Origin of the sequence: Protofrankia sp. CiP1_Cm_nod2 (genome assembly GCF_920664355.1) — a bacterium.
GTDB lineage: Bacteria > Actinomycetota > Actinomycetes > Frankiales > Frankiaceae > Protofrankia.
The window spans coordinates 1-8,862 of record NZ_CAKKTL010000216.1 but is presented as its reverse complement, the minus strand read 5'-3'; the positions used below and the strand labels follow the sequence as shown (position 1 = coordinate 8,862).

8 protein-coding genes are annotated in these 8,862 nt (G+C 72.1%); 7 read left to right on the top strand and 1 reads right to left on the bottom strand.

Translation table 11 applies throughout. The features are described from left to right. The first annotated feature begins 387 nt into the window (after positions 1-387). Entirely contained in the window at positions 388-1,206 is an 819-nt protein-coding gene (locus tag NBW84_RS19460; RefSeq protein WP_445548776.1) for a demethylmenaquinone methyltransferase, read from the top strand. A gap of 232 nt (positions 1,207-1,438) precedes the next feature. Here NBW84_RS19460 and NBW84_RS19455 read toward each other — a convergent pair whose 3' ends face one another. Further along, positions 1,439-2,158: a dienelactone hydrolase family protein gene (locus NBW84_RS19455; protein ID WP_250286193.1), complete on the bottom strand. Its 720-nt coding sequence runs from the start codon at positions 2,156-2,158 to the stop codon at positions 1,439-1,441. Positions 2,159-2,861: 703 nt separating this feature from the next. Between NBW84_RS19455 and NBW84_RS19450 the strand changes: the two genes are divergently transcribed. The 6 genes from NBW84_RS19450 to nuoE all read left to right on the top strand — a co-directional run. Further along, a complete protein-coding gene (locus NBW84_RS19450; RefSeq protein ID WP_250286191.1) occupies positions 2,862-4,352 on the top strand; it encodes a geranylgeranyl reductase family protein in 1,491 nt (496 codons plus the stop codon). 506 nt (positions 4,353-4,858) lie between these two features. Beyond that, positions 4,859-5,218, top strand: coding sequence for an NADH-quinone oxidoreductase subunit A (locus NBW84_RS19445; RefSeq protein WP_043607163.1), 360 nt, complete (start codon positions 4,859-4,861; stop codon positions 5,216-5,218). Continuing rightward, entirely contained in the window at positions 5,209-6,030 is an 822-nt protein-coding gene (locus tag NBW84_RS24540; protein ID WP_445548545.1) for a NuoB/complex I 20 kDa subunit family protein, read from the top strand. The genes NBW84_RS19445 and NBW84_RS24540 overlap by 10 nt, the downstream gene beginning before the upstream one ends. Beyond that, positions 6,027-6,716, top strand: coding sequence for an NADH-quinone oxidoreductase subunit C (locus NBW84_RS19435; protein WP_250286189.1), 690 nt, complete (start codon positions 6,027-6,029; stop codon positions 6,714-6,716). Before NBW84_RS24540 ends, NBW84_RS19435 begins: the two co-directional genes overlap by 4 nt. A 109-nt stretch (positions 6,717-6,825) precedes the next feature. Then, positions 6,826-8,268 (top strand): NADH-quinone oxidoreductase subunit D, encoded by a 1,443-nt coding sequence (locus tag NBW84_RS19430; protein WP_250286187.1) that lies wholly within the window; start codon positions 6,826-6,828, stop codon positions 8,266-8,268. Then, positions 8,268-8,862 (top strand): NADH-quinone oxidoreductase subunit NuoE (gene nuoE, locus NBW84_RS19425; RefSeq protein WP_250286186.1); only part of this gene is annotated, 595 nt, incomplete at its 3' end. The genes NBW84_RS19430 and nuoE, both read left to right, overlap by 1 nt.

The window sequence follows — 8,862 nt, the reverse complement described above, 5'->3', positions numbered from 1 at the left end:
GGCCCGGCAGGCCCGGCAGGCCCGGCAGGCCCGGCAGGCCCGGCAGGCCCGGCAGGCCCGGCAGGCCCGGCAGGCCCGGCAGGCCCGGCAGGCCCGGCAGGCCCGGCAGGCCCGGCAGGCCCAGAAGACCTGGAAGACCTGGAAAATCCAGGGGGTCGGGAAGATCTGAGGAGTCAGGAGAGCCGAGAGGGCTCGGAAACAACAGAAGGCCGAAAATTTCCTGAAAGCCCAGCCGGTCGGGAGGATCTGGAAAATGCGGCAGGACCGGCGGGCCGGCGACATCCGCTGAGCTCGCTAGGACCGCGGGCCCTGCGCGGCCCGGGTGGTCCGAGAAGCCCGGGGAGCCTGAAAGTCCCGGAAAGAATTACGGGGAGCCTGGGAAGAAGCATGCGAGGTACGAGGAGCCCCGCGGGCCCCGCGGGTGGAGCCCCGGCACGGGTGGCCGGGCCTCAGAAGCGGCCGGACGAGGTCGCGGCCATGTTCGACGGTGTCGCCCGGCGCTACGACCTGACCAACGCGGTGCTCTCGGCCGGTCTGGACCGCACCTGGCGCGGCGCCACCGCGGACGCCCTGGACCTGCGCCCGGGGCTGCGGGTACTGGATCTGGCCGCCGGCACCGGCACCTCGTCACGGGCGTTCGCCGCCCGGGGCGTCTCGGTCGTGGCCTGCGACTTCTCGCTGGGCATGCTCCGGGTCGGGCAGCAACGCCTGGGCCAGCGTCCGCCCGCGGCCAGCGGCGGCACAGTGACGCCGGTTCCCGGCGGTGGCACGGAGCCGGTTCCCGGCGGTGGGGCGCTGGCGCTGGTCGCCGGGGACGGGCTCGCGCTGCCGTTCGCGGCGGCGTCCTTCGACCGGGTGACGGTCTCGTTCGGCCTGCGCAACGTGGTCGACGTCGAGGCGTGCCTGGCGGAGCTGGCGCGGGTGACCCGTCCGGGCGGGCGCCTGGTGGTCTGCGAGTTCAGCCGCCCGACCTGGGCGCCGTGGCGCACGGTCTACACGGAGTACCTGATGCGGGCGCTGCCCGGCCTCGCCCGGCTGGTCAGCAGCAGCCCGGACGCGTACGTCTACCTGGCCGAGTCGATCCGGGCCTGGCCGGACCAGGCGGCCCTGGCCGACCGCATCGCCGGCGCGGGCTGGACCAGGGTGGGCTGGCGTAACCTCACCGGCGGCATCGTGGCCCTGCACCGGGCCTGGCGCCCGGCCTGACCGCCCCGTTGGCCGGGCCGGCCGGCCCGTTGACCGGGCTGGCCGGCGGCGGCCCCGGCGCGACCGGGGCCGAGAGGCCGGGCGGACCGGCTGATCGGACGGGCCGGGCGGCTGGCCGGAGCCGGCGGTCGGATCAGGTGGTCGGATCAGGCGGTCGGATCAGGTGGTCGGATCAGGCGGTCGGTTCGGGTGGCTGGACCAGGTGGCCGGGTTGGACGGGCGGGCCGGGTGGTCAGGTTGGGATGTGGGCGTCCAGCCAGGTCAGGGTGCGGGCCCAGGCGTCCTCGGCGGCGGCGGCGTTGTACACGGCGGGCCGGGCGTCGCAGTGGAACCCGTGCTCGGCGTCCGGGTAGCGGACGACCTGCGTGGGCACGGCGGCGTCCCGCGCGGCCGACCGGAAGGCCTCGACCTGCTCCACCGGGATGCCCTGGTCACGGTCGCCGAACAGGCCCAGCCACGGGGCCTGCAGGCGGGGCGCGATCTCGATCAGGGGTGCCTCGCCGAACCTGCCCTCGGCGAGCCCGCCGCCGTAGAAGCTCACGGCGGCCCCGAGCGGGCGGTGGACGGCCGCGATGGTGGCGACCGACCCGCCCATGCAGAAGCCGACCACCGCGATGCGGCCGACGGCGGTCCCCTCGTCGGCGAGCAGGGCCATGCTTGCGTCGACGTCCTCCAGGATGTCGAGGCTGTTGAGCGTCCCCATGGCCTGCCGGACCACGGTGAAGTCCCCGCCGTAGGGGAAGACCGGCGAGCCCACCCGGTGGAAGAGGGCCGGCGCGATGGCGCGCCAGCCGGCGGTGGCGAACCGGTCGCACACGTCCACGATGTGGTCGGTGAGCCCGAACGCCTCCTGGACGACGACGACCCCGCCTCGAGGCCTGCCGGCCGGGTGGGCGACGGCGGCCTGCATGGGCCCGTCCGCGGTGGACAGCGTCACGGTCTCGCGGCTCATCTGTGCTCTGCTCCTGTCCGGTGCATCCGGTGTGGGTACGGCTCTACGAGAGGATCGCATCAGGGACGGCGCGGCCCATGCTCCGTAGTACCCCAGCGTGCGGGATCAATCACTGTCGTTCCGGCACATCCACGGCCGTCCGGTGCGGCGTCCACCATTCGGTGGGTGATCCGGGCAGACCGGCCGGCCGGTCTGTGGCGGCCTGTCAGCCGGGCCGCTCGCGGGCACGTGTGGGCACGTGTGGGCGCGTGGGGCGTGACGGCCTGCCGACTCCGTGCGCCCGGCGAGGGCGGGAGCGTACGGCCCGGTGCCGGTCGGCCATGCTGGCCGTCGTGCCATGACCGTCGTGCCATGACTTTGCCGGTCGTGCCATGGCCGTCGTGCCATGACTTTGCCGGTCGTGCCGATCGTCGGCCGTGATTGTCACGCAGAGCCGAATATACGTTATGTCCGATAAAAGGAGTGTTTCACATGACTACTTTCAGTGAATATTGACTGCTGTTGTCCGTTGTTTGTTCGCTGTTTGGCTGATGTCGTCCGTATGTGCCAGCCGGACGGTGCGACGCGGAGGCCGGTGCGATCCCGGCGCCTGTGCCGCCGACGGGCGCAGGGCCTAGACTCGCCGTTGCGCTCGTGAAAACCTTCACGAGCGGCGGCAGCGCAGCACGCGGGAATACGACCGGCGATCCGGAGATGTGTGATCATGACAGCGGTCCAGGCCGAGCATGCCGATGTCATAGTCGTCGGCGCCGGCCCCGGCGGGTCGGCGGCCGCCTGTCACCTGGCCCGGACCGGGCTCGCCGTCATCCTGCTGGAAAAGACCCGCTTCCCCCGGGAGAAGGTCTGCGGTGACGGGCTGACCCCCCGTGCCGTGCGCAGCCTCATCGAGATGGGCATCGACACCGGCAGCGACGCCGACATGGGCGCTGGTCCTGATACCGGCACCGGCACGGCAGCGGGCGCCGGTGCCGTCGCGGGCCCGGCGGCCGGCGCGGCCGGCGCCGCCAGCACCGTCGGCGTGGCCGGCACGGCCAGTACAACCGGCGCAGCCGGTACAACTGGCACAACTGGCACGGCCGGCACGGCCGGTACGGCCGGCGCAGCCGGTACGGCCCAGGCCGGCTCCGGCTGGGCCCGCAACCGAGGCCTGCGTGTCATCGGCGGCGGGCTGCGGCTCGAGCTGCCCTGGCCGGAGCTGGCGAACTGGCCGGACTACGGCCTGGTCCGGCCCCGTCTCGACTTCGACGAGCTGCTCGCCCGGCACGCCGAGAAGGCCGGCGCCCAGCTACGGGAGGAGACCACCGTCACCGGCCCGATCCGCGACGAGCGCACCGGACGGGTCGTCGGGGTGAAGGCCAGGGCGTCGCGCGGTGGGCAGCCGCTGGCCTTCCGCGCCCCACTGGTGATCGCCGCGGACGGGAACAGCGCGCGGATGGCGCTGTCGCTGGACATCCGCCGCCGGGAGGATCGTCCGCTGGGGGTGGCAGTGCGCCAGTACTACCGCAGCCCCCGCACCCATGACGACTACCTGGAGTCCCACCTGGAGCTGTGGGAGGGCAGGCCGGGCGCGTCCCGGCTGCTGCCCGGCTACGGATGGATCTTCGGGGTGGGCGACGGGACGAGCAACGTCGGGCTCGGCATGCTCAACACCAGCAGCGCCTTCCAGCACACGGACTACCGGGACCTGCTACGGCGGTGGCTCGACGCGCTGCCGCCGCAGTGGGGTTTCACCGCGGAGAACGCGGTCGGGCCGGTCCGCGGCGGCGCCCTGCCGATGGCCTTCAACCGGGCGCCGCACTACCGCGACGGCCTGCTGCTGGTCGGGGACGCCGGCGGGACGGTCAACCCGTTCAACGGCGAGGGGATCGCCTACGCGATGGAGTCCGGACGGCTCGCGGCCGAAGTGGCCGTCCAGGCGCTGGCCCGCTCGCGGGGGCCGGCCCGGGAACGGGCGCTGCAGGCGTACCCGGACGTTCTCCGGCAACGCTACGGCGGCTACTACACACTCGGGCGGGTGTTCGTCGAACTGATCGGGAACCCGTCCGTCATGCGGATACTGACCCGCTACGGGCTGCCGCGACCGACGCTCATGCGCTTCACCCTGAAGCTGCTGGCGAATCTCACCGACCCGCGAGGGGGTGATGCGCTGGACCGCCTGATCAACGCTATGTCCCGGCTCGCGCCCGCGACCTGAAGCGGTCTTCGGTGGATGGTGGCGGCACCGGCGGAACGCAGGCCCCGGTCTTCCGGCGCACGGCCCGCGCCCGGTGAGCCAGCCGGCGGACGCCTCGACAGCATCGGTTTGTGGTCAGACATGCGGCGGGTGTGCATGGACGCCCACTCGTCCCGGGGGCCAACGGCAGCCCGATCATGCTTTTTCCGCCCGCCGGATCGCCGCCGGGAAACCGGTCCGCGCGTCTGGGGCGGGCGTCGCGTAGGCTCCCTGGCGGCACCCGGCCACCGGAGTCGGGACAGCCGGTGACCGTGATCGGTGTCGGCGCCATGAGCCGGCCGTCCTCGCCGCGCCAGCCGCGCCAGCCGTGTCCCGGCGGCCGGTCGTGTCCCGGCGGCCGGCGGTGAGCCCGCGGCCGCGAACCGGGACAGCGAGCCGGGAACCGCCAACCGAGAACTGCCAACCGAGAACCGCCAACCGAAAACCGCCACGTCCCGCATCGGACCTGTAGAGAGGAGCTCGGCATGCTGTCGAACTACGTGCCGATCCTCGTGCTTTTAGTGATCGCGTCGGCGTTCGCGATCGGATCTGTGATCACGGGCGCGCTGGTCGGCCCGAAGAGGTACAACCGTGCCAAGCTCGACGCGTACGAGTGCGGAATCGAACCGCCGCGCGAGCCGGTTGGCCCACATCGTTTTCCGGTGAAGTTCTACCTGACGGCGATGCTGTTCATCGTCTTCGACATCGAGATCATCTTCCTCTATCCGTGGGCGGTCGCGTTCGGCGCACTGGGGACCTTCGGGCTCGTCGAGATGGTGCTGTTCATCGCGACCGTTTTCGTCGCCTACGCCTACGTGTGGCGGCGGGGAGGCCTGGAATGGGACTAGAAGAGAAGCTGCCCGGCGGCCTGCTGCTCACCACCGTCGAGAAGATGGCCAACTGGTCACGGCGGTCCTCCCTGTGGCCGGCCACGTTCGGCCTGGCCTGCTGCGCGATCGAGATGATGTCGACCGGCGCCGGCCGCTACGACCTCGCCCGGTTCGGGATGGAGGTGTTCCGGGCCAGCCCCCGGCAGGCCGATCTCATGATTGTCGCGGGCCGGGTGAGCCAGAAGATGGCCCCGGTGCTGCGCCAGATCTACGACCAGATGCCCGAGCCCAAGTGGGTGCTGTCCATGGGCGTCTGCGCGAGCAGCGGCGGGATGTTCAACAACTACGCCATCGTGCAGGGCGTTGACCACATCGTCCCGGTGGACATGTACCTGCCGGGCTGCCCGCCGCGGCCGGAGATGCTCATGGACGCGATCCTGAAGCTGCACGAGAAGATCCTGGCCGGCACGGTCACCGGCAAGGTCGCCTACACGAAGGTGGGCGAGTCGCCCTACCCGAAGCCGATCGAGGTGGCCACGGCGCGCGCGGGCCTGCCGGCCGGCGCTGTCGACACCAGCACGCTGTCGGTCAACGACCGCAAGCGGTTCCGCCTGCCGGCGGGTGCCCCGGCGCCGGCCGGGGCCGGCGTGGTCGAGCCGTCCCTCGACGACCGGCGGCCGGCCGCCGTCCCCCCGGGCTCGGTCTTCGGCCGGGCCAAGCGCCTGCCGTCGGCCGGTGGGCCGACCGGATCAGCCGGGCCAGCCGGGCCAGCCGGGCCAGCCGGCCGGCGCGCCGGGGACGACGATTCCACCGGTGAGGCGGCGTCATGAGCGAGCTCGTACCGGCGGCCGGCGCGGCGTCGGGCAAGGGCGGGCCGCGCCGGCAGGACGCCTTCGGCGCCGCCGGCTCCGGTGACACCTCCGGCTTCGGCGGCCTGGTCCGCAACCCGCCGGCGCTCACCTCGAGCTCTCGGCCGTTCGCCGACGCCGACGCCGACGCCGTCTACGACGCCCTCGAGCGTGCCTTCCCGCAGCTCACCGACGCGCTCGAACGGGTGGTCGTCGACCGCGGGGAGCTGACCCTGCACGTCCGGCGCGACCATCTGCCCGCGGTCGCCCAGACCCTGCGGGACGACCCGCAGCTGCGCTTCGAGCTGCTCTCCAGCGTCTCCGGCGCGGACTATCCCGAGGACCCGACCGGACGCCGGCTGCACGCCGTCTACCACCTGACGTCGATGACCTGGCGCCGCCGCGTCCGGCTGGAGGTCTCGGTGGCCGACGACGACCCGGCCGTCCCCAGCGTCATGGATGTCTGGCCGACCGCGGACTGGCACGAGCGGGAGGCCTACGACCTGTTCGGCATCGTCTTCTCCGGCCGGGACGGCCTGGAGCGGATCATGATGCCGGACGACTGGGTCGGCCACCCGCAGCGCAAGGACTACCCGCTCGGCGGCGTGCCGGTCGACTACAAGGGCGCCCAGGTACCGGCCCCGGACAGCCGCCGGAGCTATTCATGACCAGCCTGTCCGGTACAGCCGGTACGAGTGCGCTGTCCGGCATGAGCGCCGTGGCCGGTGGCCCGCGGCGGCGTTCCACCCCGTGTCGTCTTTGTCTACGAGGTTCGTTATGACCCACACGTTCGACACGTCAGCCGCGTTCACCGCCGCGGCCGGCCCCACCACATCCGCCGGACCGCCCGTCGACGCTCCCGGACAGAACAACGCTCCTGAGTACGACGACGCTCCCGGATACGGCGACGCCTACGAGGCCGGCTTCACCGAGTCGGCGGGGGAGCGGGTCTACACTGTCACCGGCGGTGACTGGGAGCAGGTGATCGGCGGCGAGGACTACTCCGAGCGCCTCACCGTCAACATGGGCCCCCAGCACCCGTCCACGCACGGGGTGCTGCGGCTCGTCCTGGAGATCGAGGGCGAGACGGTCACCCGGACCCAGGTCGTCATCGGCTACCTGCACACCGGGATCGAGAAGAGCTGCGAGTTCCGCACCTGGACGCAGGCGGTCACCTTCCTCACCCGCGCCGACTACCTCGCGCCGCTGTTCAACGAGACGGCCTACTGCCTGGCGGTGGAGAAGCTGCTCGGCATCACCGACGAGGTCCCCGAGCGGGCCACGGTCATCCGGGTGCTGGTGATGGAGCTGCAGCGGATCGCCTCGCACCTGGTGTGGCTGGCCACCGGCGCCATGGAGATCGGGGCCACCACCGGGATGATCTTCGGCTTCCGGGAGCGGGAGAAGATCCTCGATCTCCTGGAGGCGATCACCGGGCTGCGGATGAACCACGCCTACGTCCGTCCCGGCGGGCTGGCCCAGGACCTTCCGGACGACGTCATCCGCGACATCCAGGCGTTCCTCGTCGACATGCCCAAACGGATCAAGGAGTATCACGCCCTGCTGTCGGGGCAGCCGATCTGGAAGGGCCGCATGGTCGATGTCAACTACATCGACGCGGCCAGCTGCATCGCGCTCGGCGTGACCGGCCCGGTGCTGCGTGCCGCCGGGCTGGAGTGGGACCTGCGCAAGACCATCCCGTACTGCGGCTACGAGACCTACGAGTTCGAGGTCCCCACCTCGCTGGACGGCGACTCCTACGCCCGCTACCTGGTGCGGCTGGCGGAGATGGGCGAGTCATTGAAGATCGTTGAGCAGTGCCTGGACCGGCTGAAGCCCGGCCCGGTGATGGTCGCGGACAAGAAGATCGCCTGGCCGGCCCAGCTGTCGATCGGCAGCGACGGGATGGGCAACTCCCTCGACCACATCCGTACGATCATGGGCACCTCGATGGAGGCCCTGATCCATCACTTCAAGCTGGTCACCGAGGGCTTCCGGGTGCCGGCCGGGCAGGTGTACACGGCCGTGGAGTCGCCCCGCGGCGAGCTGGGCTACCACGTGGTCAGCGACGGCGGCACCAGGCCGTACCGCGTCCACGTCCGGGAACCAAGCTTCGTCAACCTGCAGGCGGTCCCGGCGATGACCGAAGGCGGGCAGGTCGCGGACGTGATCGTCGGCGTGGCCTCCGTCGACCCAGTCCTGGGGGGAGTTGACCGGTAGTGCCGCTCACCGAAGAAACCCGCGCCGCGGCAGCGGACATCATCGCACAGTACCCGGCCGGGCACTCCCGGTCGGCACTGCTGCCCCTGCTGCACCTCGTGCAGGCCGAGGACGGCTGCGTCACCGCCGAGGGGGTGGAGTTCTGCGCCTCCGCGCTCGGCATCACCCATGCCGAGGTCAGCGCGGTCGCCACCTTCTACACGATGTACAAGCGCCGGCCCGTCGGCGACTGGCTGGTGTCGGTGTGCACCAACCTCTCCTGCGCGCTGCTCGGCGGCGAGGAGGTCTACGCCCGCCTCTCGCGGGAGCTCGGGGTCGGGCACGACCAGACCACCGCGGACGGCACGATCACCCTCGAGCACGCCGAGTGCCTGGCCGCGTGCGACTACGCGCCGGTGCTGACCGTCAACTACGAGTTCTTCGACCAGGTCGACCCGCAGTCCGCGAGCGAGATCGTGGAGGCGCTGCGCCGCGGCGAGCGGCCGGCCCCGACCCGGGGCGCGCCGCTGTGCACGTTCGCCGAGGCGTCCCGGCAGCTCGCCGGCCTCCCCGACCCGAGGCCCGAGGCGGCCGCCGGCCCGGGCGTGGGTGACC

Coding starts and splice junctions, on each gene's coding strand:
- NBW84_RS19460 (WP_445548776.1), top strand. CDS start 388: ATGCGAGGTACGAGGAGCCCCGCGGGCCCCGCGGGTGGAGCCCCGGCA.
- NBW84_RS19455 (WP_250286193.1), bottom strand. CDS start 2,158: ATGAGCCGCGAGACCGTGACGCTGTCCACCGCGGACGGGCCCATGCAG.
- NBW84_RS19450 (WP_250286191.1), top strand. CDS start 2,862: ATGACAGCGGTCCAGGCCGAGCATGCCGATGTCATAGTCGTCGGCGCC.
- NBW84_RS24540 (WP_445548545.1), top strand. CDS start 5,209: ATGGGACTAGAAGAGAAGCTGCCCGGCGGCCTGCTGCTCACCACCGTC.
- NBW84_RS19435 (WP_250286189.1), top strand. CDS start 6,027: ATGAGCGAGCTCGTACCGGCGGCCGGCGCGGCGTCGGGCAAGGGCGGG.
- NBW84_RS19430 (WP_250286187.1), top strand. CDS start 6,826: ATGACCCACACGTTCGACACGTCAGCCGCGTTCACCGCCGCGGCCGGC.